Annotated in this window: 19 protein-coding genes and 1 tRNA gene; 15 read left to right on the top strand and 5 right to left on the bottom strand. The window is 68.2% G+C overall.

Features of this window, described 5'->3' with window-relative positions:
• Positions 1–184: 184 nt before the first annotated feature.
• A tRNA-Met gene (locus tag FB560_RS11705) sits at positions 185–258 on the bottom strand.
• A gap of 79 nt (positions 259–337) precedes the next feature.
• Here FB560_RS11705 and FB560_RS11700 point away from each other — a divergent pair.
• Positions 338–1,147: a carbon-nitrogen hydrolase family protein gene (locus FB560_RS11700; RefSeq protein WP_141872523.1), complete on the top strand. Its 810-nt coding sequence runs from the start codon at positions 338–340 to the stop codon at positions 1,145–1,147.
• Between the two features lie 9 nt (positions 1,148–1,156).
• Here FB560_RS11700 and FB560_RS11695 read toward each other — a convergent pair whose 3' ends face one another.
• Entirely contained in the window at positions 1,157–2,359 is a 1,203-nt protein-coding gene (locus tag FB560_RS11695; protein WP_141872522.1) for an aminotransferase class I/II-fold pyridoxal phosphate-dependent enzyme, read from the bottom strand.
• Between the two features lie 100 nt (positions 2,360–2,459).
• Between FB560_RS11695 and FB560_RS11690 the strand changes: the two genes are divergently transcribed.
• The 3 genes from FB560_RS11690 to FB560_RS11680 are packed head-to-tail and all read left to right on the top strand — an operon-like array spanning position 2,460 to position 6,808.
• The gene (locus FB560_RS11690; RefSeq protein ID WP_229673109.1) at positions 2,460–4,064 is read left to right on the top strand and encodes a S1C family serine protease; all 1,605 of its coding nucleotides are present in this window, start codon (positions 2,460–2,462) and stop codon (positions 4,062–4,064) included.
• 48 nt (positions 4,065–4,112) lie between these two features.
• Positions 4,113–5,375: a CDP-glycerol glycerophosphotransferase family protein gene (locus tag FB560_RS11685; RefSeq protein WP_141872521.1), complete on the top strand. Its 1,263-nt coding sequence runs from the start codon at positions 4,113–4,115 to the stop codon at positions 5,373–5,375.
• A complete protein-coding gene (locus FB560_RS11680) occupies positions 5,372–6,808 on the top strand; it encodes a CDP-glycerol glycerophosphotransferase family protein (protein ID WP_141872520.1) in 1,437 nt (478 codons plus the stop codon). The genes FB560_RS11685 and FB560_RS11680 overlap by 4 nt, the downstream gene beginning before the upstream one ends.
• A 47-nt stretch (positions 6,809–6,855) precedes the next feature.
• On the opposite strand, the gene FB560_RS11675 is transcribed toward FB560_RS11680, so the two are convergent.
• On the bottom strand, positions 6,856–7,878 hold the full coding sequence (locus tag FB560_RS11675; protein ID WP_141872519.1) for a glycosyltransferase family 2 protein: 1,023 nt from the start codon (positions 7,876–7,878) through the stop codon (positions 6,856–6,858).
• A 115-nt stretch (positions 7,879–7,993) separates the two neighbouring features.
• Here FB560_RS11675 and FB560_RS11670 point away from each other — a divergent pair, with 115 nt between their 5' ends.
• The 6 genes from FB560_RS11670 (at position 7,994) to FB560_RS11645 (ending at position 13,899) form a co-directional block, all read left to right on the top strand.
• Positions 7,994–9,277, top strand: a complete 1,284-nt coding sequence (locus tag FB560_RS11670) for a CDP-glycerol glycerophosphotransferase family protein (protein ID WP_141872518.1) — start codon at positions 7,994–7,996, stop codon at positions 9,275–9,277.
• Complete coding sequence (locus tag FB560_RS11665; protein ID WP_229673111.1) at positions 9,274–10,044, top strand: biotin--[acetyl-CoA-carboxylase] ligase; 771 nt, start codon at positions 9,274–9,276, stop codon at positions 10,042–10,044. The genes FB560_RS11670 and FB560_RS11665 overlap by 4 nt, the downstream gene beginning before the upstream one ends.
• Positions 10,045–10,136: 92 nt before the next feature.
• Positions 10,137–10,655 (top strand): PH domain-containing protein, encoded by a 519-nt coding sequence (locus FB560_RS11660; protein ID WP_141873224.1) that lies wholly within the window; start codon positions 10,137–10,139, stop codon positions 10,653–10,655.
• Between the two features lie 80 nt (positions 10,656–10,735).
• Positions 10,736–11,860 (top strand): 5-(carboxyamino)imidazole ribonucleotide synthase, encoded by a 1,125-nt coding sequence (locus tag FB560_RS11655; protein WP_141872516.1) that lies wholly within the window; start codon positions 10,736–10,738, stop codon positions 11,858–11,860.
• A gap of 120 nt (positions 11,861–11,980) precedes the next feature.
• Positions 11,981–12,448, top strand: a complete 468-nt coding sequence (gene purE / locus FB560_RS11650) for a 5-(carboxyamino)imidazole ribonucleotide mutase (RefSeq protein ID WP_141873223.1) — start codon at positions 11,981–11,983, stop codon at positions 12,446–12,448.
• Positions 12,445–13,899 (top strand): LCP family protein, encoded by a 1,455-nt coding sequence (locus tag FB560_RS11645; RefSeq protein ID WP_188895125.1) that lies wholly within the window; start codon positions 12,445–12,447, stop codon positions 13,897–13,899. The genes purE and FB560_RS11645 overlap by 4 nt, the downstream gene beginning before the upstream one ends.
• 250 nt (positions 13,900–14,149) lie before the next feature.
• Here the strand turns inward: FB560_RS11645 and FB560_RS11640 are convergent, their stop codons facing one another.
• Both FB560_RS11640 and FB560_RS11635 read right to left on the bottom strand, forming a co-directional pair.
• Positions 14,150–14,740 carry a hypothetical protein gene (locus tag FB560_RS11640; protein WP_141872515.1) on the bottom strand — a complete coding sequence of 197 codons (591 nt, stop codon included), beginning with the start codon at positions 14,738–14,740 and terminating at the stop codon, positions 14,150–14,152.
• Between the two features lie 141 nt (positions 14,741–14,881).
• Positions 14,882–16,645, bottom strand: a complete 1,764-nt coding sequence (locus tag FB560_RS11635) for a DUF4012 domain-containing protein (protein WP_141872514.1) — start codon at positions 16,643–16,645, stop codon at positions 14,882–14,884.
• 120 nt (positions 16,646–16,765) lie between these two features.
• Between FB560_RS11635 and FB560_RS11630 the strand changes: the two genes are divergently transcribed.
• The 5 genes from FB560_RS11630 (at position 16,766) to FB560_RS11610 (ending at position 24,038) form a co-directional block, all read left to right on the top strand.
• Entirely contained in the window at positions 16,766–17,839 is a 1,074-nt protein-coding gene (locus FB560_RS11630) for a glycosyltransferase (protein WP_141872513.1), read from the top strand.
• 194 nt (positions 17,840–18,033) lie between these two features.
• Positions 18,034–20,376, top strand: a complete 2,343-nt coding sequence (locus FB560_RS11625) for an FG-GAP-like repeat-containing protein (RefSeq protein ID WP_188895127.1) — start codon at positions 18,034–18,036, stop codon at positions 20,374–20,376.
• Positions 20,377–20,464: 88 nt separating this feature from the next.
• Positions 20,465–21,370 (top strand): ABC transporter permease, encoded by a 906-nt coding sequence (locus FB560_RS11620; protein ID WP_141872511.1) that lies wholly within the window; start codon positions 20,465–20,467, stop codon positions 21,368–21,370.
• Positions 21,367–22,104 (top strand): ABC transporter ATP-binding protein, encoded by a 738-nt coding sequence (locus tag FB560_RS11615; RefSeq protein ID WP_141872510.1) that lies wholly within the window; start codon positions 21,367–21,369, stop codon positions 22,102–22,104. The genes FB560_RS11620 and FB560_RS11615 overlap by 4 nt, the downstream gene beginning before the upstream one ends.
• Positions 22,101–24,038 (top strand): DUF6541 family protein, encoded by a 1,938-nt coding sequence (locus tag FB560_RS11610; RefSeq protein ID WP_141872509.1) that lies wholly within the window; start codon positions 22,101–22,103, stop codon positions 24,036–24,038. Before FB560_RS11615 ends, FB560_RS11610 begins: the two co-directional genes overlap by 4 nt.
• Positions 24,039–24,064 lie beyond the last annotated feature (26 nt).

Below are 24,064 nucleotides of genomic sequence, written 5' to 3'. Positions count from 1 at the left end.
GTGGGCGCTGCGCGATGTGCGTGTCTTCACCGCCTGAGGGGTCAGAACATGCCGAGCGGACGGGCTCGCGTACGGCGTGTCGTGACCCTTCGCCGATGGGCCGTTCGCTCCGACCCAGAATCCACGGGGGAAAGCAGAAGGCCCGGATCCTTGCGGATCCGGGCCTTCTTGTGTCGCATTCTCGTTGCGGGGACAGGATTTGAACCTGCGACCTCCGGGTTATGAGCCCGGCGAGCTACCGAACTGCTCCACCCCGCGGCACAAGAGATAACCTAACACGGATTTCGGGAGTGCGCGAATCGAGACGGCGACGCAGGGATGGGGGAGGATGAGGAGCATGTCCGAGCGCTCCGCCGTCCCCGTCGCCGTCTGCCAGTTCGCGCCCACTGCGTCCCGTGCGGACAACCTCGAACGCATCGCCGCCCTCGTCGCGGAAGCGGCAGGGCGCGGCGCCCGACTGATCGTCTTCCCCGAGTATGCGAGCTACTTCGTGGATCCGATGGACGAGAGCCTTGCGGCGAACGCCGAGACGCTCGACGGCGACTTCGTGTCGACGCTCACCGCCCTGGCGGGGGAGTACGGGGTCGTGATCGTCGCGGGGCTCGCGGAGTGCGCCTCGGACAGCCATCGGGTGCGCAACGCGGTCGTCGCGGTGCGGGGTGACGGGCTGCTCGCCGTGTATCGCAAGCAGCACCTGTACGACGCCTTCGGTCAGACCGAGTCGGAGTGGGTCGAACCCGGGGATGTCGGCGTCGCCGCGACCTTCGAGCTGGGCGGTCTGCGCTTCGGACTGATGACCTGTTACGACCTCCGATTCCCCGAGGTCGCGCGCGCGCTGATGGATGCCGAGGCGGATGCGCTCGTGGTGCCGGCGGAGTGGGTCAGGGGGCCGCTCAAGGAGCACCACTGGACCACGCTGCTCGCCGCACGGGCGATCGAGAACACCGCGTACGTGATCGCCGCCGACCACCCTGCCCCCATCGGCGTCGGGCATTCGCAGATCGTCGATCCGCAGGGTGTCGTGCTCGCCGGGGTCGGAGTGGCAGAGGGCATCGCTGTCGGCGTGGTCGAACGCGGCGTGATCGACCACGTGCGATCCGCCAACCCCTCGCTGCGTGTGCGCAGGTATGCCGTGGTGCCGCGCTGACGGCAGCCGTCAGCTGCGCAGTACCGCGAGGCGGGAGACCGCCTCTTCCAGCACCTCGACGCGCTTGCACGCGGCGAAACGGATGAGTCCCGAATACTCTCCGCGACGCACATCCGAGACGAAGGCCGTCAGCGGGATCGCGACGACCCCGGCGCGGTCGGGCAGGGCGCGACAGAAGGCCGCCGCATCCGCACCGCCGAGCGCGGTCGCATCCGCGACGGTGAAGTACCCGCCCTCCGGTGCGAGCACGTCGAATCCGGCGGCCCGGAGTCCGGCACCGAGGATCTCGTGCTTGCGGGCGAGTACGGCGGCCGCGCCGTCGAAGAAGGAGTCGTCCAAGCGCAGCCCCACGGCGATCGCCGGCTGGAACGGCGATCCGTTGACGTACGTGAGGTACTGCTTCACCGTCAGCACGGCCGTGATCAGGTCGGCAGGGCCGTGCACCCAGCCGATCTTCCATCCGGTGGCTGAGAAGGTCTTGCCGGCCGATGAGATCGTCAGCGTGCGCGCGGCTGCTCCGGGCAGCGTGGCGATCGGGGTGTGCGGGGCGTGGAACGCCAGGTGCTCGTAGACCTCATCGGTCACGATGATCGCGTCGTGCTTCTCGGCCAGCCGCACGATCTCCGCGAGCACCTCTCGACGGAACACCGCCCCCGTGGGATTGTGCGGATCGTTGATCAGGATGATGCGTGTGCGATCCGTGACCGCGGCCGCGAGCTGTTCCAGATCGGGCTGGAAGTCGGGTGCGCGCAGGGGCACGGTGCGCAGCGTCGCACCTGCGAGAGCCGCCGCCGCGGCGTAGGAGTCGTAGTAGGGCTCGAAGACGACCACTTCGTCGTCGGCGCCGTCGATGAGTGCGAGGAGCGTGGCCGTCAGGGCCTCGGTCGCTCCCGCGGTGACGATGATCTCGCGCTCCGGGTCGACCTGCAGACCGTAGAAGCGCCGCTGATGCTCGCTGATCGCGGAGAGCAGATCGGGGATGCCGCGCCCGGGGGGATACTGATTCGCGCCGTTCGCGATCGCTGCCCTCGCCGCCTCGAGCACCTCGGCGGGGCCGTCCTCATCCGGGAACCCCTGGCCGAGATTGATGGCCCCGGTTCTCGCCGCTGCCGCGGACATCTCTGCGAAGATGGTGGGTGCGACTGCTCCGTCGCTCGAGAGCAGGCCGGCGCCCGCTGCGGTGCGGCGCCATGCGCCCGGGACGACACTCATGAACAACAGGCTAAGGCCATAGGGGAAACTCACCTTCGCCATAAGAAACGCACAGACATGGGGAGCAGTCTGAGGGAGCGTTGTTGAAGGAGCACACACCATGAACGAAGACAACACCCACGACCACTCGGCACCCGACGTGCCGCCCACCGAGGTCGCAGGAGCCGCCGCCACACCGGCGCCCGACGCGTCCGCTGACATCACCATCGATCCGGTCGCACCGGTCCCGGGGCAGGCATCTGCTCCGACAGCCGCCGGGCATGACGTCCCGTCGACTTTCACGTCCCAGGCGGCGGGTCCTGTCCCGCTGCCGCCGGTCCCGTCGGCGCCGCAGCAGTTCACCGCACCGACAGCCCCGGCGACGGCGGCAGCATCCGGCGCCGCCTTCGGCATCCACAGTGACGCGTCGGCTGCTCAGCCCACCCAGCCGCTGGGAGGCACCGTTCCGCTCGGCGCGCCGTTCGCGGTCGGCGACGCGCTGCCCGGCACCGCCAAGGTGAAGGACGCGAAGCCGCGCGGTGGCGTGAAGATCGCGGCACTCGTGGTCGCAGCCGCGCTCGTCGGCGGTGTGGCCGGTTTCGGCGGAGGCGCGATCTGGAACGCCGTCGGCAACTCGCCGTCCACCGGTGTCGCCGCAGGCCCCGAGACGGTCACCGTCAACAACCCCGGTTCCGTCAACGAGACCACGGCCGTCGCCAGCAAGGCGCTGCCGTCCGTCGTCACGATCGAGGTGGCCGGCTCCAGTGAGGCGGGCAGTGGCTCCGGCGTCATCATCAGCGACGACGGCTACGTGCTCACGAACACGCACGTCGTGACGCTCGGTGGCGCGGTGGCCGATCCCACGATCCGCGTCACGACCTCGGACGGACACATCTACGAGGCGACGGTCGTCGGCACCGACCCCATCTACGACCTCGCCGTCATCAAGCTCAAGGACGCCAAGGGCCTCACGCCGATCGACTTCGCGGACTCGTCGAAGCTCAACGTCGGCGACACCGCCGTCGCGCTCGGCGCACCTCTCGGACTCGCGAACTCCGTGACGACCGGAATCGTCAGCGCGCTGAACCGCAGCATCCAGATCGCATCGTCGGCTCTGCCCGACTCGAGCTCGGAGGATGCTCCCCAGGAGCAGACCCCCGAGGACGGCGACCAGGGACCGTTCCAGTTCGACCTCCCCGGCTCCGGTCAGCAGCAGAGCAGCGACTCGATCTCGATCGCCGTGATCCAGACGGATGCCGCGATCAACCACGGCAACTCCGGCGGCGCGCTCGTCAACAGCAAGGGCGAGCTGATCGGGATCAACGTCGCGATCGCCAGCTCGGGCAACTCGGAGGAGTCGGGCTCGATCGGCGTCGGCTTCTCGATCCCGTCGAACATCGCCAAGCGGGTCTCCGAGGAGATCATCGCGGACGGTGTGGCGACACATGGACTGCTGGGTGCCTCCGTGCGCGACGCGTCCTCGGTCGAAGGTGCGGTCGTCTCCGGCGCCTACATCGCCGAGGTCACCGACGGCGGAGCGGCGAAGCAGGGCGGGTTGAAGGCGGATGACGTCGTCACCGCGTTCAACGGAGTCCCGATCACGAGTGCCACCGACCTCACCGCACAGGTGCGGGCGGCCGCCGCCGGCAGCACGGCCACCGTGACGTACAACCGGGGCGGAAAAGAGTTCGAGGCGGAGGTCACGCTCGGCGAACTCGCCGGCTGACCCGTTTCCTCACAGAGAAGGGCGCCACCTCCGCGATAGGCTCGCGAGGTGGCGTCCTTCTCTTTCGGCACCGGCAATGCGGCCAAGCTGCTCCGGATCCCGTTGTATGCCGTCGGGCGCATAGGTGCATTGCTCGTTCCTCGCGGACGGCGCTGGGTCTTCGGATGCGGCGCGGGCATCGGCGACGGCGCCCTCGCGCTGCAGCGGCACGCCGCGGCCGTCGGGCACGACACCATCTGGCTCACGTCCACGGCACGCGAAGATCGTGAGGCCGCCGCTCTCGGCATCCGCACGATACGCAAGAACGGACTGCGCGGATGGTGGGCGACGGCACGCGCAGGGGTGCTCGTGGTCACACACGGCCTCGGCGACGTCAATCGCTACGCCAATTCCGGTGCGTTCGTGGTGCAGCTGTGGCACGGCATCCCGCTCAAGCGCATCGGCCTCGACTCTCCTGCCACCACCCAGGTGCCATCGGTCCCCGGTGCGCCGCAGCTGCGCCGGCTGATCGCGTTCCTCTACCGCAGCGCTGCCCGGCGCATCCGTGTGCTTCCGGCCGCTTCACACCGCTCCCGGGGGCGCTTGGAGTCCGCGTTCCGGCTGCCCGACGATCGTGTGATCGTCACCGGCGAGCCCCGGGTGGACGTCCTCTCCGCCGGTTCGCCCGAGGAGCGGCGTGCGCGTGCGTCAGCGATCCTCCGCGAGTGCCTGGATAGCCTCGACGGGGGGACCGACGCATCGCGCACACTGCTGTACGCGCCCACCTGGAGGGATGGTGCGGCCGACCCCGCTGTGCCCACCGCCGCGGAATGGGTCGAGATCATCCGGGTGCTCGAGCAGAACGACGCGGTGCTCCTCGTCCGCTCTCATCCGCTCGGCGAGGGCGGCTACGCCCCGCCACTGCCGAGCCGCCGTGTGCGGATGCTCGGTGCGTCGGTGCTCGCCGACGTCACCCCGGTGCTCCCCGCCGTCGACATCCTGATCACGGACTACTCCTCGCTGGCCTTCGACGCGGGACTCCTGGCGATGCCTGTCCTGTTCCTGGCCCCTGATGCGGGGGAGTACGCACGTACGAGGGGCTTCTACGGCCGCTTCGAGGACGTCGCCGGCGAGGATGCCGCCACGACCTGGGGCGGCCTGCTGTCTCAGCTCGAGCAACTCCTCGCGGACACGGACGCGTTCGCATCGCGATCCGCGCGTTCCGCTACGCTCAGCGCGGAGATGCATGCGTTCCGCGACGGACGCAACACCCGTCGGGTATACGAAGCAATCCGCGCGCGGGGCATCCCCGCGCCGAAGGGAGCAGCATGACCACGGCCCGGATCGATGAGGCGGCGCAGTCGCTGATCATCGCAGGCACCGGGCAGCGTCCGGCGAGTGCACTCCTGGTCGGGCCGCGCGCCCGCGTGGAGGCTCATGTCACCGGGGGCGGCAAGACCTGGAAAGCGTCATTCCCACTCGAGGCCGGGCGCTGGGGCGGCCCGGTGCTGCCGCTGCCCGCCGGTGAGTATGAGCTGCGCATCGACGATGTCGAGCTCGATGATCTGATCGTCATCCCGACGATGCTCCCCGGAGTCCGTGTCGCCGTCGAGGGCGAGCGCGTGAGCATCGCCGCTCCGATCGACCCCGTGTACGAGACGCCCGAGGGCCAGTCGACCCTCGAGGAGCGCTACGTCGCGCAGACCGGCGGGACGGAGAACGCCGTGTTCTTCGAGAGCTTCTACGGACGCAGCGTCGGATGCAATCCTCAGGCCATCGATCGTGAACTCGCGGCGCGCGCGCCCGGCGTGCGTCGGTACTGGAGCGTCGTCGATCTCTCCGTCGCCGTGCCGGAAGGAGCTGTCGCGGTCGTCGAAGGAAGTCCCGAATGGTGGCGTGCACGCGGCGCTGCGCGACTGCTCGTGGTCAACGACTGGCTGCGCCGACGATTCGCCCGTAAGCCGGGTCAGAAGGTGCTCCAGACCTGGCACGGCACCCCGCTCAAGAGGCTCGCCCTGCATCGCCCGGGGTTCGACCCGCGGCGGATGGCTGCCGTCGTGAAGGAGTCCCGTCGATGGGACGTCCTGCTGGCGCAGAACCCGTACTCGGCGCGAATCCTGAAGAAGGCGTACGCATTCCTCGGTCGTCCGATCTGGGTCGAAGGCTACCCGCGCAATGACGCGCTCGTCACGGGAGATGCGGCGGCGATCCGGGCGGCGCTCGGGATCGCAGAGGGGGAGCGCGTGCTGCTGTACGCCCCCACCTGGCGCGACGACCGCCGCGAGATGGTCGACTTCATCGATCCGGAGCTGCTGGCCGAGCAGGCGGATGCGGTGGTCCTCGTGCGCGGGCATTCCCGCACTCTCCTGCAGGGCCGTGACCACGCCGGAGCGCGGGTGATCGACGTCACGGGATACCCCGAGACGGCGCAGCTGCTGCTGGCCGCGGACGCGCTGATCACCGACTACTCCTCGGTGATGTTCGACTTCAGCGTTACCGGCAAACCCATGTACTTCCTGGTGCCCGACCTCGCGCATTACCGGGGGGAGCTCCGGGGGTTCTACTTCGACCTCGCAGAACGTGCTCCGGGACCTCTCGTCAGCACGCAGGGCGAACTCGCGGATGCGCTCGCTGATCCCGACCACGAGAGCACGTATCAGGCGCGGTACGGCGCGTGGAAGGCGCAGTTCAATGCACGCGACGACGGACATGCGGCGCAGCGCGTCGTCGACCGCATCCTGGACCAGGGGTTCTTGACGCGCTGACGGCGTGGGCGGGCGGGCGGCGCCGTCGTGAGCCGGGAGACCAGGGCTCAGGGAAGAGGCGTGTTGCGCGTGCCGAGACGCGACGCGTCCACGGTGTCGCGGGCTCCACGCAGCACGCCGGCCAGGAACCCGAGGCCCCATGACAGGTGCATGGTCGGGAGCACGAGCAACGTCCACAGGCGCTGGCGGATGCCGCCACCGCCGGGTGCGAGCGCGACCGCGAGCACCAGCAGCGCGTAGGCGACGAGAGGGAGGTAGATCGCCGCGGCGATCAGTGAGGAGACTCCGGCGAGCACCCCGGTCAGCTGCAGCACGCCGACCACGATCGCGACCGCGACGATGAGCACGAGCGCCGGCGGCGCGAAGAAACGCAGGCCGTTTCGACGTCCGAAACGACGGACCAGCTCGCCGCGCCACGCGCCGGTCGCCCGGAACTGGCGTGCCAATCGCAGCCAGCTCTCGCGGGGCCAGTAGGTGACGGACAGGTCGGGATCGAACCAGACCAGGTGGCCTGCCTGGCGGATCCGCAGATTCAGCTCCCAGTCCTCACCGCGCCGGATGGTCTCGTCGAACAGTCCGACCTCGTCGAGCACGTCGCGACGCATCACGCCGAGGTAGGCCGATTCGGCCTCGCTCTCCCGTGCACCGCCGTGATACGCCCCGCCTCCGAGGCCGACGGGGGAGTTGTACAGGCGAGCGACCGCCTTCTGGAACGGCGTGCGTCCTTCGGCGTGCATCACTCCGCCCACATTGGCCGCGCCGGTGCGCTCGAGCGTGCGCAGTGCGCGTGCCGCGTATCCGGGGGAGAGCTCGGAGTGGGCGTCGACGCGGATGATCGTCGGGTACCGGCTGGCCCGGATCGCCGCATTCAGGCCGACCGGGATGTGCGCGGCGGGGTTGTCCACGAGTCGGATGCGGTCGTCGCCGTCCGCGAGCGCCCTGGCGAGTTCCGTCGTCCCGTCGGTGGACGGTCCGAGTGCGAGCACGAGCTCGGCGGGGACGTCGAGATCCTGCGCCAGGACCGACTCCACCGCATGCTGCAGGTAGGCGCTCTCATTGAGCACGGGCATGACGAACGACACTCCTACCGCCGTCCCCCTGGGTTCGCTCTCCTGCACCTCTCGATCATGTCACGGAGGGGGGAGCGCTGCCTGTCACTTCCCTGCGCCGAAGTATCCTGGAGGGATGGGTGCAATGTCAGACGCGAAGAAGGCGTATCGACTGCTGAGGCGCGCTCTGGCGTCCCGCGCGGCAGTGCAACGGGTTCGGCGCCGCCTGGCCGATGCGCCCCCGCACCCCGAAGGCCGATACCAGGTCGCGGTGTACTTCGCGGACGGCGCGGTGAACATGTACCAGATGCGCCAGTGGTACCGACCTCTGGCTGCCCTGGCGGCTCATCGCCCCGTGGTCGTGCTGGCGAGGCAGGCGGCGGGAGCAGAACGACTTCTCGACGAGGATGCGCCTCCTGTCGCATTCGTGCCGACGGTCCGTGACCTCGAGCGGTTCATCGCGAAACAGGACATCCGAGTCGTCCTCTACGTGAACCAGAACACCCGCAACTTCCAGATGTTCCGCTATGGACGTCGGTGGCACGTGTTCATCAACCACGGCGAGTCCGACAAGATGTACATGACGACGAATCAGTACAAGGCCTACGACTACGCGCTGGTCGCGGGTCAGGCGGCACGGGACCGGCTCTCGCGCACGCTGTGGGACTACGACGTCGACAAGCGGACCATCGAGATCGGCCGCCCGCAGGCCGACCACTATTCGGGGACGCTGCCCTACACGCCGGATGACCGCACCGTGGTGCTGTACGCCCCCACGTGGGAGGGCGACCGCCCGAGCGCGCACTACGGATCGATCGCCTCCCATGGTGAGATCCTCGTGAACGCGCTCCTCGCGACGGGGAAGCACCGCGTCATCTACCGTCCCCACCCGCGCAGCGGGGTCGTCGACGATGCGTACGGAGCGGCGCACAGACGCATCGTCTCGGCCATCGCGGCGACGAACGCGGCCGATCCGACCGGCCAGCACATCTACGACGACGGCGCGGAGCTCGGCTGGCAGCTGTCGGCCGCCGACGTCGCGATCGTCGACATCTCCGCGATGGTCTACGACCGCCTGGCGGCGGGCCGTGCGTTGATGATCACACGACCGAGCGACGAGCGCGCCGCCGTGGACACCAAGGGTTACCTGGCGGACTGCGAGTGGCTCACCGTCGACGGTGCGCGTGACATCGTCGCCGAGGTCGAGCGCGTGCGGGCCGATGAGGCTGCCGTCGCACGGCTGGCGATGTGGGTGCAGCACTACTTCGGCGACACGACTCCGGGCGTCGCGACCGCGAAGTTCCATGACGCCGTCGAGCGGCTGTTCGCGGAATGGGAGCGCTGGCATGCTCACGAGATGGGTGCCGTGGTCGTGGACGAAGACGACGACGACGAAGAGGGCGACGAGGAGGAACTGTGAGGAACGATCTTCCTCGTACCCGCGAGATCGCGGCGCGCCTCGACGTCCTGGCCGAGTCCGGTTCCACGAACGCCGAACTTCGCTCGCGCGCCGCGAACCCCGAAGACTGGCCGCATCTCTCCGTGCTGCTGACCGACAATCAGACGGCCGGACGGGGGCGTCTCGATCGGACCTGGCTCGCGCCCGCCGGATCAGCGCTGGCGATCTCGGTGCTGCTGCGCGCACTGCCGGCGAATCCGACCGCACGTGGGTGGATCCCGCTGCTCGCCGGCGTCGCCATGGCGGATGCGATCGCGGCCCAGCTTCCCGACCAGCACGTCGCGGTCAAGTGGCCCAATGATGTGCTCGTGGACGAGCGCAAGATCTGCGGCATCCTCGCGGAGGCGAGTGGTGACGCCGTCGTGGTCGGATCGGGAGTGAACACGGCCATGACCGCGCAGCAGCTGCCGGTGACGACGGCCACATCGTTCGCAGTCGCCGGCGTGACCGTCGATGACGACCGTCTGATCGCGGACTATCTGAGGGAGCTGGGCTCTCGGCTCTCGGCCCTCGCCGCGACGGGCGATGCGGTGGTGAGCGGGCTGCATGCGGCCGTCACCGCGCGTTGCGCCACGCTCGGTCGCCGTGTGCGCGTCTCTCTCCCGGGGGATCAGACCCTCGACGGTCTCGCCACGGGTCTGGATGCGGACGGGCGTCTGCTCGTCGACGTCGACGGTGTCGTCCGGGCGATCTCCGCCGGCGACGTCGTGCACGTACGCCCGGCCTGACGCTGACACGCCGCCGCGCAGCAGGCGTTGTCGGAGATCACAGGCACAATGGTGGGGTGACTCAGCCCGTGACGCTCGGCGGTCGGCCGATGATGCCGCCTCCCGGCGTGCCCTCCGAGGAACTGCTGATCGCCCGATTCCGCGGTCATGCACGGCGTCTGTTCTGGTCGGCGCTGGTCCTCATCGCGGTCTTCGGTGCCACGGCGTACTTCTACGGGAATCTTCCTGCTCCGTTCGAGAACTGGATGCTGCTCTCTGCGGCCGGGATCGTCGTGCTCCTGCTCGTCGTGCTCCCGTTCATCATCTGGTACTCGCGCAGCACCACGGTCACCACGCGTCGCGTGATCGCTCATCGAGGTCTCGGTGCACGTCAGCGTCGCGAGATGTCGCACGCCAGGGGGTACGCCATCGCCGTGCGGCGGGGGCCGTTGCAGCGGATCTGGGGTTCAGGGACCATCACGCTGTCGAATGGAGTGGATGCTCCGCTCCGTCTGCAGAACGTTCCGACCGTCACGCTGGTGCACGAGACGCTGGCCGACCAGATCGAGGTCAGTCAGATCCTCGCTCACCGCGACGCGCAGGCCGGATCCGAAGCGGGCGTCACGCTCTGACTTCCTCCCGCCCTGTTGCGGGTGTGTGCTCCGGCCATCCTCGGATGCGAGAGAATGATGACGACGAATGGAGGCGGCACATGGCGCTACGTGTGGGCGTGATCGGTGGAGGACAGCTGGCCCGGATGATGATCGCTCCGGCGGTCGAACTCGGCCTCGAACTGCAGGTGCTCGCGGAGGCCGACGGCATGTCCGCTCAGCTCGCCGCATCCGCCGTCGGCGACTATCGCGACCTCGAGGCCGTCCGGGCCTTTGCCGCGGACGTCGACGTCATCACGTTCGATCACGAGCATGTGCCGCAGGAGATCCTCCGTGCGCTCGTCGCCGACGGCGTCGTCGTGCACCCCGGACCCGACGCTCTGCAGTTCGCACAGGACAAGCTCGTCATGCGCGCGAAGCTGCAGGAGCTCGACGTGCCGCAGCCGGATTGGGCAGCCGTCCGCACGGCGGATGAGCTGCAGGTCTTCCTCGACGCGCACCACGGTGCGGGCGTGGTGAAGACGCCGCGCGGCGGGTACGACGGCAAGGGCGTCCGCGTGGTCCGCAGCGCCGCGGAGGCGCAGGACTGGCTCGACGACCTCGCTGCCGCGGATGCGCTTCTCGTCGAAGAGCTCGTACCGTTCGTGCGGGAACTCGCCCAGCAGGTGGCTCGCCGTCCCAGCGGACAGATCGTGGCCTACCCGGTCGTCGAGACCGTGCAGCGCGACGGCGTCTGCGCCGAAGTCATCGCTCCGGCTCCGGCCGCCTCCGAGCGCCTCTCGCAGGTCGCAGAGGGCATCGGCCGGCGCATCGCCGAAGGACTCGGCGTCACCGGCATGCTGGCTGTCGAGCTGTTCGAGACGGACGACGACCGGATCCTGGTCAACGAGCTGGCCATGAGGCCGCACAACAGCGGTCACTGGAGCCAGGATGGTGCCGTGACGGGACAGTTCGAGCAGCATTTGCGCGCTGTCGCCGATCTGCCGCTGGGCAGCCCGGCTCCGCGTGCCCCGTGGTCCGTCATGGTCAACATCCTCGGCGGTCCGCAATCGGGCGCGCTGGGGGAGCGGTTCGACGGTGCGATGGCGGAGTACCCCGCCGCCAAGATCCACACGTACGGCAAGGAGCCGCGTCCCGGGCGGAAGGTCGGACACGTCAACGTGGCGAGCGACGATCTCGATGACGCGGTGTACATCGCCCGTGCCGCCGCGGCGCACTTCCTCTGAAACAGGCGGGTTCTGCGCCCTGTGCCGCGTGCCGTGGGGGGAATCTCCAGGGCCAGACCGTACCCTGAGCTAGTGACTGAGCCTCTTCATTCCTCCGCCGCGCCCCTGGTCGGCGTCGTCATGGGATCCGACTCCGACTGGCGCGTGATGAGCGATGCCTCTCAGGCGCTGACGGACTTCGGAATCCCGCATGAGGTCGAGGTGGTCTCCGCCCACCGCACCCCCGACAAGTTGATGAGCTACGCGCGCGAGGCCCGTGCCCGCGGCATCCGCGTCATCATCGCGGGTGCAGGGGGAGCAGCCCATCTGCCGGGAATGCTCGCCTCGATGACGCCGCTTCCCGTCGTCGGCGTGCCGGTTCCGCTCGCCTACCTCGACGGCATGGATTCCCTGCTCTCGATCGTCCAGATGCCCGCGGGGATCCCGGTCGCGACCGTGTCCATCGGCGGAGCACGCAACGCGGGACTCCTCGCGGCGCGCATCCTGGGAGTTGCCGATCCGGCGCTGGCAGACCAGATGGAGGCCTTCTCCCGTGATCTGGAGGCGCAGGTCGAGGCGAAGAACGAACGGCTGAAGGAGTCGCTGTGACCTTGGCGCCGCCTCGCGGCGCTGCTCGACCACTCATCGAGACCCGACCGCTGCGGCATCCGAATCCGGACGACTCCGGGACGATGGCAAAGCGGGGGTGGTGGCTGATCGTTCTCAACCTGCTCGTCCCCGGCTCGGCCCAGGTGCTCGCAGGCAGTCGCCGACTCGGGCGATTCGGGCTGGGCGCCACCCTTCTCGCGTGGGCCCTGGTCATCGTGGCAGCCGTCCTGGCTCTCTTCGCCCGCCCTGTCCTGTTGTGGCTGACGATCGGCGGAGGCTTCTTCTCCGCGGTGATTCTCACTCTCGTCCAAGTGCTCCTCATCGGTTATGCCGTGCTCTGGGTCGTCCTCACCTTCGACACCCTCCGTCTCGTGCGCCTTGTGAAGGTACCGACCGCGCATCGGCTCGCCATTCCGGTCGTCGCGCTCGTTCTCCTCGGGCTCGTCGGCGGTGCCTCGGCCTACGCGGCCACCGTGGTCGGCTCGACACGTAACACCATCGGTTCGATCTTCGGCCAGAGCGGTCCGAGCCTTGCGCCCAGCGATGGCTACTACAACATCCTGCTGTTGGGTGCGGACAGTGGCGACGGCCGCGATTCGATGCGCTTCGACAGCATCTCCGTGGTCTCCATCAACGCCGACAGCGGAGCCGTCACCATCACTGGCATCCCGCGCGAGCTTCCGAACGCGCCGTTCAGCGCGGGAAGCCCGATGCTCGAGCTGTACCCGGACGGGTTCGAGGGCCATGGTTCTTCGACCTGCGGCTGGAACGGGTGGATGAACCACGTGCGCAACGCCGCAGAGATCTGCCGAGAGGACCAGGGCACCGGCCTGTATCCGGATGCGGCTGCGCAGGGGTCGGCCCCGGGCATCGAAGCGACGAAGGATGCCGCGGAAGGCGTACTCGGAATCGAGATTCCCTATTACGTCTTCGTCGACATGCACGGGTTCGCCGAGCTCGTCGACGCTCTCGGCGGCGTGGACATCGACGTGACCGAACGGCTCCCCAAAGGCGGACCGCCTGAGGGATGGACCGGGACGGACGTCAACGAATGGGCGATCGGCTGGATCGAGGTCGGCCAGCAGCACATGAACGGCGACACGGCGCAGTGGTACGCGCGTTCCCGGTACACCACGAGCGACTGGGATCGCATGAAGAGGCAGCGCGAGCTGCAGGAGGCGATCCTCGACCAGTTCACGCCGCAGACGGTGCTGACCAGGTTCAACGAGGTGGCGGCCGCTGGGACAGCACTCATCGACACCGATCTGCCGCAGGATAAGCTCCCGGAGTTCTTCGACCTCATGCTGAAGGCCAAGGAACAGACCGTGCAGACGATCGAGCTCACGCCGGACAACGGTGTGGACGAGCATCAGCCGGACTACGGATACATCCACGAGATGATCCAGCAGAGGCTGCACCCGCCCACGGAGACGCCGACACCCAGCCCCTGAACGTCCGGCATGTCACACGGGGGAGTCCTTCACGCGTGGCGACCGCTCTGCGTCGCGCGTCCGGTCGACGTCAGGAGCATCCGGCGGCGGTGGGCCGTGCCTCACGACGCAGAACGGCCCACGGCCGCCACCGGAGATGGGTGACGGTCGTGGGCCTCCGGTGCGCTCACCGGGCTCGCCAGACGACGGTGATCGGAGGGGGAGGGATCACCGTCGTCCAGCCGACCACCGCTCGAAGCGGCGATCTGACCTAGGCGCGCTTGCGGCGAGCGGCGCCCGCAGCGACGAGTGCGCCACCGGCGACGAGCGCCACCGCGCCGCCTCCGAGGACCCACGGCGATACACTGCCGCCGGTGAGCGCGAGCTCGATGGTGCCGCTGCCCGTCAGAGGCAATTCGGTACCGGCTCCTGCGACCACAGAAGGATCGTGGTCGCAGCTTGCCGCGGCGTCATGCCCCTGCGAGACCGTGATGGTCGCGGTGTAGGAGCGGGAGCCGGAGAAGGCGACCCCGTAGGAACCCTGCCCGTCTGCCGGCGGGCGGAACGTGAGCGTCAGGCCCCCGTCGGCGCCGGCGGTGTTCCCCGACACGGCGGCGTCTGCGGCGTTCGCGCCGGAGATGGAGACGCCCACGTTCTCGGACGGCAGGAAGTACCCGGCGCCGAAGACGATGGTCGACACCTCGCAGCTGTCGATGATCGGGTCGTTGACGCGCACGCCCGGTGTCTCCGCATAGGAATCGGATGCTGCAGCCGGTACAGACGGCGCAGCGGTGGCGACAGTCGGTGCGATGAGCACGAGTGCGCCGGCGGTAAGGCTGATCGCAGCCAGTTTCTTCAGCATGATTCTCCCCAGATTTCACGCGGAATCGCCTCCGGACACACCCCTGCGTCCGACTGCGTGGGCTCTCCTTGCCCCCACGGCAAGATGATAGAACCCAGATATTCCCCAGTGAGTCGACAGTACCCTATCGACGCGCGAAAGTCACGATGCGCAGAGGAGCTTTTCTCGTGTCGTCTTCGGGGTGTCGATCATCGGCGTGTGGAGGACCTGCGTGAGACGCTCGCCTGCACCAGTTCCCTGGAACTCGATCGTGATCGTGGTCGATTCCCCCGGGGCCAGAAGCACCTCATGCTGCACGACGGGGCGACCGTCGAGCATCGCGGTCTGCACCCCCTCCTCCGCGCCGTCGCGATCGATGTGCGAGGGGGTGGCGCCCTGAGGTCCATACAGCGCGATCAGGGTTCGCACCGAGCCGGCAGGGACTCCGTACCACCCGTTGGCGGTCACATACGCGGGCAGGCTGGTCGCTGCATCGGCGGGGGCGTCGTTCGTCCAGGTCACCCGCAGTTGCGTGGTGGGTTCGCCGTCGCACGTGCCCACCGCGGTCGTGATCGAGGCGGCGGTGTAGTAGTCCATCTTTCCGCCGGTGGTGTCGTTCAGGAGCACGCCGACATAGGTCGCATCCGCTGTGTCCGAGGGTACGGTCCCGCCCAGGGAGGACGCAGCGAGAACGCTCTGCTCGTCTTCGTGTGCGCTCCAGATCCGGATCCGGCCCTGATCGGACGACTCGGCGAGGGATCCGATCAGCGCCTGGGGGTCTCCGCCGGAAAGAGCCGCACCGAACAGGGCGCTCGCGGCCTGAGCGAAGACCTCGTCCTGAATCCGCGGATCGGGGATCGTCGCGTAGATCTCGGAGAGCAGGATGCTGACGATGGTCTCGGGAGTGGCCGTGAAGGAGCCGAACGTGATGTCTCCCGTGGCCTTCATGAGGTTCGCGGCGACGACGGTGTCGACCGCGATGACACCGTCGACGGTGCCCCCGAATCGTCCCTCCCAGCGCGCGGCGATCGTAGGACCGGCTTCGGAGAAGTCGGGGATGCTCGTGATGTTCTGCAGGTATCGCCCCGGACGATCCTCGAACAGGGCGACCGTGGTGTCGCTGAGGGGAAGCGGGGCGTCCAGCACGGGGAAGTCCGGAGTCGACGCCTGCCTCTGCAATGTGATCTTCCCGTTCTCGGCGTGCAGCAGGGCGGTGGAGCCGATGATGCCGCCGGAGGAGCGGAGCTCGGCGTTGTTCTGCATCGCCAGGACGTAGTTGCGGGGGCCTTCTCCGCCGAGCATCGTCGGCAGGAGCACCGAGGCGCCGTGGAGCGCGCCGATCGCGCTGGCTGCCTGGCTCACGGTCGATCGCATCTCCTTGACGGCGTCTGCCAGCGGCCGCACCGTCGCGTCGTCATCGATCCGCAGCGCCTGCTGTTGCGCCGCGCTGAGCGTCGCGCTCGCCTCGCCGAGCGGTGCTTCGATCGCCGCGAAAGGCGCGAGGTCGATGGCTCCTCCGGCGAAACCGAGGCCGGCGAGATCGAACTCCCCGGCGACGGAGAGAAGCGGGGTGAGCGCGTTGTCCGCGACGTCGTCCGCGATCTCGGCCACCTCGCTGACCGCGCGGAAGTTCGGACCGATCCACGGGAGCACACCGAACGCCTGCCAGACCGGATCGGAGGTGAGGGCATGAGCGGACTGCGCGTGATGTGCGATGCTCCTCGCGATCGGCTCCGCGCCATCGAGATCGGCGGCGGCGATCGACGCCTTCAGGCGTGAGGAGTCCTTGGCGACCTGCTGGAGGTCGTTCACGGCTCCGATGCCGCGCACGACGACCCATCCGATGGCGATGACGAGCAGCGCCACGAAGATGCCGATGGTCCACCCGATCCACCGGCGCCGCACGGGAAGTCGCCCATCGCTCATCTGAGCATTCAAGCATGAACCATTCGCCACCGGTGGGCGGATGCTGAGGGAAGGCTGACAGTCGCCCGGCGCGGGGCGGCGTTCCACGGTCGGACGGCACTGCGCCGTTAACCTGAAGCCATGGGTGCTCGACTTCGCGTGGTTCTGGATCAACTGGTGCATGTCGTCGATCCCGACCATGCCGCAGCGGCGATGGACCTGACCTTCGGCCTCGTCGCGACGGCGCCGTCGGGCTGCTCCGTGGATGCGATCGTCCCCGCGGGTGCCGACGTCTCGATCCCCGGTGTCGACGACGTGCGCACGCTCTCCTTGGCACGTCGCGAGCTCGCTGCGGCCTGGCAGCTCGGATTCGCGCCGGGCGTCGGTGGCGGACTCATCCACTCGCCGACTCTGATGGCCCCCCTCGTGCGCCACGACAGGCTGCATGAGAATGATCAGACGACGGTGACGCTCTGGGATCTCGCCGCATGGGACGCGCCGGACACTCTCTCCAAGTCCGCGGTCGCGTGGCAGCGTGGCATGCTGCGGCGCGCGGTCAAGCATGCGGACGCCGTCGTGGTGCCGTCGCACGCGATCGCGCGTCGATTGTCGGAGTTGGCGAAGCTGGGCGATCGCATCCGGGTGATCGCCGGGGCGGCCCCGGAAGGTTTCGCCGTGCCGACGGATGCGGACGGCCGACGAGCGGAACTCTCTTTGCCGGGGCGCTACGTGGTGTTGACGGGGTCGGCGGCCACGCTGTCGGAAGGGTTCCGGGGCGCGGTCGCGGCGGACGTCGATGCCGTCGTACTCGATGCGCCCGAGGGCACGGAGCCGCACCTGGCGGAGATCGCCGCGGCAGGCGGACTTCCCGAACGACGCGCGCACATCAGGGGCGCGCTGTCGGCGGAGGACCGGGCCGCCGTCCTCGCCGGTGCGGACGCCTTCGTCGCCACGAACCCGGTGGCAGCGTGGCCATGGCGTGCGGTGGAGGCCATGAGCGCGGGAGTGCCAGTCGTCGCGATAGACAGCGGAGCGCACCACGACGTGATCGCGGACGGCGGACGTCTCGTGGCCGTCGAGGCGCTCGCGGACGCGGTCGCGGACGCTGTGGGCCCCGGGGGCGAACGGTTGCGAGTGCTCGCCGCCGATCGGTCGAGGGCGTTCTCCTGGGCGAGTTCGGCCGAGCGCGTCTGGGGCCTGCACGCGGACCTGTAATCAGCTGAGAGCGGCCTGCGCATCCTCGCGACACGCCGTGTGCTGCTCGCACATTCACCGCAACAGTGGCATCATCCTGCAACTTCCGTCACACTGGTCACATGTCTCGACGTGCCCCACGCTCTCGAAACACACTGAGGGGTCCCCAGCTCCTCACCTGTTTCCTTGCTGCCATCGCTGTTGTCCTGAGCACCGTGATCCCTGCCGGTGCGGCCACGGCATCCGTGTCCACGAGCGCGGTGAGCGCTGCGCGCACCGCCGCGGACCCGGTGTCGACGGGAGCGGTGAAGACCGGTCTGGCCGGTTTCTCGGCCGGCAACATCATCAGCGACGCCGTGTTCACCAACAAGAGCACGATGACCGAGGCGCAGATCCAGACCTTCTTCAACAGCAAAGTGGCCAAGTGCCAGACCGGCTACGTCTGCCTCAAGGACTTCAAGATCACCTCGGTCACTCGGCCCGCCGACGCGTACTGCAGCGGCTACACCGGGGCGGCGAACGAATCGGCGGCGCGCATCATCTATCGCGTCGCCCAGGCGTGCGACATCAACCCCCGGGTGCTGATCGTGATGCTCCAGAAGGAGCAGGGACTGGTGACGCACACCTGGCCGAGCGCATGGCGGTACAACATCGCGCTGGGGCAGGGATGCCCGGACACGGCGGCGTGCGACCCGAACTACATCGGTTTCTTCCACCAGATCTACGGCGCTGCGCGCCAGATGCAGATCTACATGGAAGGCAAGTGGTTCCAGTGGTACGCGCCGGGCAAGACCTGGAACATCCTCTACAACCCGAGCGCCTCCTGCGGCTCGGCGCCCGTCCGCGTGGCGAACGCTGCCACGGCCGCTCTCTACTACTACACGCCGTATCAGCCGAATGCGGCGGCTCTCCGTGCCGGCTACGGCGAGGGAGACTCCTGCTCGGCCTACGGAAACCGCAACTTCTACAACTACTTCACCGATTGGTTCGGCTCCACACAGGCCCCGGCCTCGACGCTGCCGCTGTTGAGCTCGGCGAACACGTCGTCCTATGTGGTCGCGGTCGACGCGGCGGGAACGGTGTGGGGATACCCGTTCGCGAAGGGCGTCTGGGGCAACCGCGTCTCGATGGCCACCGGACTCGGATCTCCGCGTGCGTTCTTCGGCGCCGGCGACCTCAACGGCGACGGACGCCGTGACTTCATCGTCGTCGACGCCAACGGCCGTCCTTCCGCTCTCTACGGCGACGGGAGCACCAAGCTGACGGCCCCCGTCTCGCTGGCGGGGGACTGGAGCGGAGTCGTCAACATCGTGCCTGCGGGTGACTTCAACGGCGACGGTGTGCCCGACCTCTTCACCACCGATGCGTCCGGTGGCCTGTACCTGCGAGCCGGCGATGACCGCGGCGGCTTCCGCGCGCCGGTTCTCGTGGGCAGCGGATGGAGCACGATGAGCATGCTCGTCGGCGGTATCGACATGAACGGGGATGGTCGGAGCGACCTCATCGCACGGGACTCGACAGGTCGTCTGTTCCTCTATCCCGGAAACGGCAGCGGCGGCTGGGGCACGCGGGCGCAGATCGGGAGCGGCTGGTCGTCGATGACCGGCATCTTCAGCCCCGGAGACTTCACCGGGAACGGGACCCCGGACCTCCTCGCCCACACGGCGACGGGCGCGCTCGTCGCGTACGAAGGCCGCGGCAGCGCCTACCTGGCGTCGGCCGGCACGGTGGGCAGCGGCTGGCAGTCGCTCCTCACGAAGGCATCACCCGGCGCAGCCGTGACCGCGCCCCGCGCGCTTCCCGCAGGATTCGGGAACGTCGATGCGCAAGTGGGCAACGACGTGGTCGCGCTGACGTCGACGGGGGAGCTGCGACTGTACGGCGGGAACGGCGCGGGCAGCTGGCGCTCCTCGAAGGTCATCGCGACGGGGTGGAGCCCGACAGACAAGATCATCTCCCTGGGAGACTTCACGGGCGACGGTCGCAGCGACCTCGGGCGTATCGACTCGTCGGGCGTCCTGTCGCTCTACCCCGCGGAAGGGACAGGCTTCGGGCAACCGATCCGAATCGGACACGGGTGGGGTGGCTTCGCCCAGCTGATCGGCGGGGTCGACTTCGACGGCGATCGCAAACCCGACGTGATCGCTGTCCGCACGGACGGCACGATGTGGCTGTATCGCGGGAATGGCGCGGGCGGTTGGCAGGGTGACAGCGCGCAGATCGGCAAGGGCTGGGATGTCGTCGACCTGGTCGTCAACGCCGGTGACTTCAACCGCGACGGTCGGACGGAGCTGATCGCCAGAACCAAAGACGGCGCACTCCGCATGTATCCTCTGACCGGTCAGGGCGGGTTCGGCGAGGTGCAGCAGATCGGCAAGGGGTGGGGCGGATTCACGTCGCTCGTCGGGCCGGGAGACTTCAACGGCGACCGTGCGACCGATCTGCTCGCGATCCGCAGCGACGGCGTCATGATGCTCTACGCCGGGAACGGCAAGGGCGGTTGGGGTGCGAGCACGCAGATCGGTTCGGGGTGGCAGTCGATCGTCAGTCTCGGCTGACCCCGGCGGCGTCGAGCGGGTCACCAGGTACCCGCATGGGATACTGAGTGTCGCGACGGATACGTCGCGCCGTCGAGTGAGTGGGCCTGTGACCGATACCCGAGATCTTTTCGCTGCCGTCCCGCGTTCCGCATTCGAGACTCCCGGCACCAGCCGAGGGCTGATCGATGTGGTGCGCTGGCGCTATCTTCTGAACCTTCTCGTCAGGACCGGCGTCACCACGAGGTATCGCAACTCCGTGCTCGGATGGACCTGGTCGTACGTGCGTCCGGCGGCCCAGTTCCTCGTGTTCTGGGTGGTTCTCGGGCTGTTCATGAATCTCGACCGCGGCATACCGAACTATGCCGTCTATCTCTTCTCGGGCATCGTGGTCATCAACCTGTTCTCCGAGGCCTTCAAGAATGCGACCACCTCGATCGTCGGCAATGCGCCGCTCGTGAGGAAGGTCTTCCTGCCGCGCCAGCTGTTCGCGGTGTCGGCGGTGATCGTCGCATTCGTGCACTTCCTCCCGCAGGTGGGGCTCCTTCTGATCGTCTGCCTGCTGCTGGGGTGGATCACTCAGATCTCGATCCTGTCGATCCTCGCGATCCTCGCGGGAATGCTGATCGTCATGCTGTTCGCTCTCGGGCTGGGACTCTTCTTCGGCGCGATCAACGTGCGCTTCCGCGATGCCGAGAACATCGTCGAGCTCCTTCTGCTCCTCGCGACCTGGGCATCGCCCGTTCTGTACGCGTGGACCCAGGTGCAGGACGCCGTGGTCGACCGTCTCGGCTGGCCGCAGTGGGTCGTCGAGCTCTACATGCTCAACCCGATCACGCAGGGCGTCGAACTCTTCCACTACGCGTTCTGGCGCCCGGTCACGGAGACCACGTTCGCGCTGCCGCCCGATCTCGCATGGAACACCCTGTGGACGTTCCTGATCGCAGTCGGCACGCTGCTGGTCGGACAGACCGTTTTCCGGCGCCTCGAAGGAAGGTTCGCGCAAGACCTATGAGCGAGCAGATGGCGATCAAGCCCAGCATCATCATCGACGGTGTCCGCAAACGCTTCACCCTCAACCACGCGTTCTCCCTCAAGGACACCGTGGTCGCGTGGATCAAGAGGCGAAAGCTCACGAGCGAGTTCGAAGCTCTCAAGGGAGTCGACCTCACGATCGGCGAGGGCGAATCCGTGGCGATCCTCGGCCTCAACGGCTCCGGCAAGTCCACACTCCTCAAGCTCATCTCCGGCGTCATGGAGCCCGACGACGGAGAGGTCCTCACACGGGGGCGTGTGGCGGGTCTCATCGAGGTCGGCGCCGGATTCCATCCCGAGCTGTCGGGGCGGGAGAACGTCTTCCTCAACGCCGCGATCCTCGGCATGAAGAGGCACGAGATCGAAGCACGGTACGACGAGATCGTCGCGTTCAGCGAGATCGAGCAGTTCATCGATCAGGAGGTGAAGCACTACTCCTCGGGCATGTTCATGCGACTCGCCTTCTCCGTCGCGATCCACGTCCAGCTCGACGTGCTCCTCGTGGACGAGATCCTGTCCGTGGGAGATGCTCCGTTCCGTGAGAAGTGCCGACTGAAGTTCGAAGAGCTCATCGCGGAGGGCAAGACCCTCGTCGTGGTGAGCCATGACATGGAGATGGTGCGCGAACTCTGCACGCGCGGCGTCGTCATCAACAAGGGCGAGGTTGTCTACGACGGCGAGGTCGAGGGGGCGATCGCCCTGGTGGACGCGTGATCATCGAATGGGTGGCGCAGGCGCCGGTGCTGCTGGTGGCGGCACTGGTGATCTTCGTTCCCGGTTCGGCCGCGCTCTACCTGCTCGGGGTGCGCGGGATCGCCCTGGTCGCTGCGGCGCCCCTCTTCAGCACCTTCGCGACGGCTGCCGTCGCGATCGCGCTCGGCATGATCGGGGTGGGGTGGTCCCCGCTGAGCTGGGGTCTCGCGATCCTGATCCTGATCGGCGTCACCGCCCTGATCGGACGTGCGCTGGGTGGACGCTTGAGCGCTGCACCGAGTCGAGCGCGATGGCTCCTGCCGTCCGCGCTCGTCATCGGTGTCCTGCTCGGGATCTGGCGCCTCGCGACCTACATCACCGACCCCGCGGGAATCTCTCAGACGAATGACGCCGTCTTCCACATGAATGCCGTGCGCTTCATCCTGGAGACCGCGAACGCGTCGTCGCTGGACGTCAACCAGGTGATCGGTGGCAGCTCGTTCTACCCGGCCGCCTGGCATGCCGTGACCTCTCTCATCGTGGCGATGACCGGAAGCAGCATTCCGGTCGCAGCGAACATGCTGACGCTGGTGATCGGCGCGCTCATCTGGCCGCTGGGGATCAGCTGGCTCGCACGCATCCTGACCGGGTCCGATGCCGTGGCTGCCTACGCGGCGATCCTGTCGAGTGCGCTGCAGACGTTCCCGTTGCTGATGTTCCAGTGGGGAGTGCTGTTCCCGAACGCCCTGTCGACCGCGATGATCCCGGCGGCGATCGCCGTCGTGATGACCTTGCCGCAGTGGGTGGACGGCCGAGATCGGTGGCGCCCACTCGCCCGGGCAGCACTCCTCGTGCTCGTCGTCATCGGTGCGCTCGCGCTGTCGCAGCCGGCCGCACTGCTTCCCTGGGCGGCGATCGTGCTGGTCTGGATCACGGCGCGCGTCGCGCGGGACGAACGTCTCGCCCGTTCGCGCCGATGGGTGGTCATCGTGGTGTCCTGGATCGCTCTCGCGGTGATCTGGGTCGTGCTCTCTCGCGGTACAAGCGGGTCGCACTGGCCGCCGTTCCGGGGCAAGGTCGAAGTGTTCCTCGACGTCCTGCTGAACGGTCAGCTCCGCGTGCCGTTCGCGGTGGGGGTGAGCGTCCTGATGCTGGTCGGGCTCGTCGTCGCCTGGCGCGTGCGTGCTCTGCGGTGGTTCGTCTTCGCGTGGGCCGGCATCTCTCTTCTGTATGTGCTCGTCGCCGCCATCGGCGCGCCGCTCGTGAGGGTCAACATCCTGGGCGCCTGGTACGCCGATCCGTATCGGATCGCCGCACTCGCACCGATCGTCGTGATCCCCTTGGCCGCGATCGGTCTCGACGCCCTCATCGCAGCAGTCGCCTCGAGGGTGCGTCGTCGCTCCGGCGCAGCCCCCTCGTCGCGGGTGACCCCCGAGACGGTCGGCATCGCCGTGGCCACGCTGTTCATGATCGTCCTGGTGCTGGTCCGTCCCGTCGCGATGCCGGCGTTCCTCGAGGCCACTTTCGACCGCGAATCGCGCTATGTCGCCGTCGACGACAGCTTCCTCACCCCGGACGAACGCCAGCTCCTGGAGTCGCTGGACGATTTCGTGGCCCCGGGCGAGCGTGTCATCAGCAATCCCTCGACCGGAGCCGGATTCGGCTACATGCTGAGCGGGGTCGATGTGTACCCGCGCACGTGGTCTGCGCCACGGACTGCGACCTGGGAGGTGCTCGCCGAGGGGCTGCGCGATGCCGGCACCGACAGCTCGGTCTGCGAGGCCCTGCAGGCCTACGCGGATCCGCAGTACGTGCTCGACTTCGGCCCGGGGGAGGCGGGACCCGGTCGTTACGAGATGCCGGGCTTCACCGACTTCGACGGCCAGACCGGATTCGACAAGGTCGCGGAGGTCGGAGACGTCTCACTCTGGCGAATCACAGCGTGCTCTCGATGAGCTCGACGTCGGCATCGGTAAGATCG

The organism is Microbacterium saperdae, assembly GCF_006716345.1.
GTDB lineage: Bacteria > Actinomycetota > Actinomycetes > Actinomycetales > Microbacteriaceae > Microbacterium > Microbacterium saperdae.
The sequence above is the reverse complement of the archived record's forward strand: the minus strand, read 5'-3'. Positions and strand labels throughout refer to the sequence as shown.

What these genes read in the sequence shown, in the direction of transcription:
- FB560_RS11700 (WP_141872523.1), top strand. Translation starts at nt 338, where the DNA reads ATGTCCGAGCGCTCCGCCGTCCCCGTCGCCGTCTGCCAGTTCGCGCCC.
- FB560_RS11655 (WP_141872516.1), top strand. Translation starts at nt 10,736, where the DNA reads ATGGCGCTACGTGTGGGCGTGATCGGTGGAGGACAGCTGGCCCGGATG.
- FB560_RS11615 (WP_141872510.1), top strand. Translation starts at nt 21,367, where the DNA reads ATGAGCGAGCAGATGGCGATCAAGCCCAGCATCATCATCGACGGTGTC.
- FB560_RS11630 (WP_141872513.1), top strand. Translation starts at nt 16,766, where the DNA reads ATGGGTGCTCGACTTCGCGTGGTTCTGGATCAACTGGTGCATGTCGTC.
- FB560_RS11680 (WP_141872520.1), top strand. Translation starts at nt 5,372, where the DNA reads ATGACCACGGCCCGGATCGATGAGGCGGCGCAGTCGCTGATCATCGCA.
- purE (WP_141873223.1), top strand. Translation starts at nt 11,981, where the DNA reads ATGGGATCCGACTCCGACTGGCGCGTGATGAGCGATGCCTCTCAGGCG.
- FB560_RS11675 (WP_141872519.1), bottom strand. Translation starts at nt 7,878, where the DNA reads ATGCCCGTGCTCAATGAGAGCGCCTACCTGCAGCATGCGGTGGAGTCG.
- FB560_RS11660 (WP_141873224.1), top strand. Translation starts at nt 10,137, where the DNA reads ATGCCGCCTCCCGGCGTGCCCTCCGAGGAACTGCTGATCGCCCGATTC.
- FB560_RS11640 (WP_141872515.1), bottom strand. Translation starts at nt 14,740, where the DNA reads ATGCTGAAGAAACTGGCTGCGATCAGCCTTACCGCCGGCGCACTCGTG.
- FB560_RS11695 (WP_141872522.1), bottom strand. Translation starts at nt 2,359, where the DNA reads ATGAGTGTCGTCCCGGGCGCATGGCGCCGCACCGCAGCGGGCGCCGGC.
- FB560_RS11670 (WP_141872518.1), top strand. Translation starts at nt 7,994, where the DNA reads ATGGGTGCAATGTCAGACGCGAAGAAGGCGTATCGACTGCTGAGGCGC.
- FB560_RS11690 (WP_229673109.1), top strand. Translation starts at nt 2,460, where the DNA reads ATGAACGAAGACAACACCCACGACCACTCGGCACCCGACGTGCCGCCC.
- FB560_RS11635 (WP_141872514.1), bottom strand. Translation starts at nt 16,645, where the DNA reads ATGAGCGATGGGCGACTTCCCGTGCGGCGCCGGTGGATCGGGTGGACC.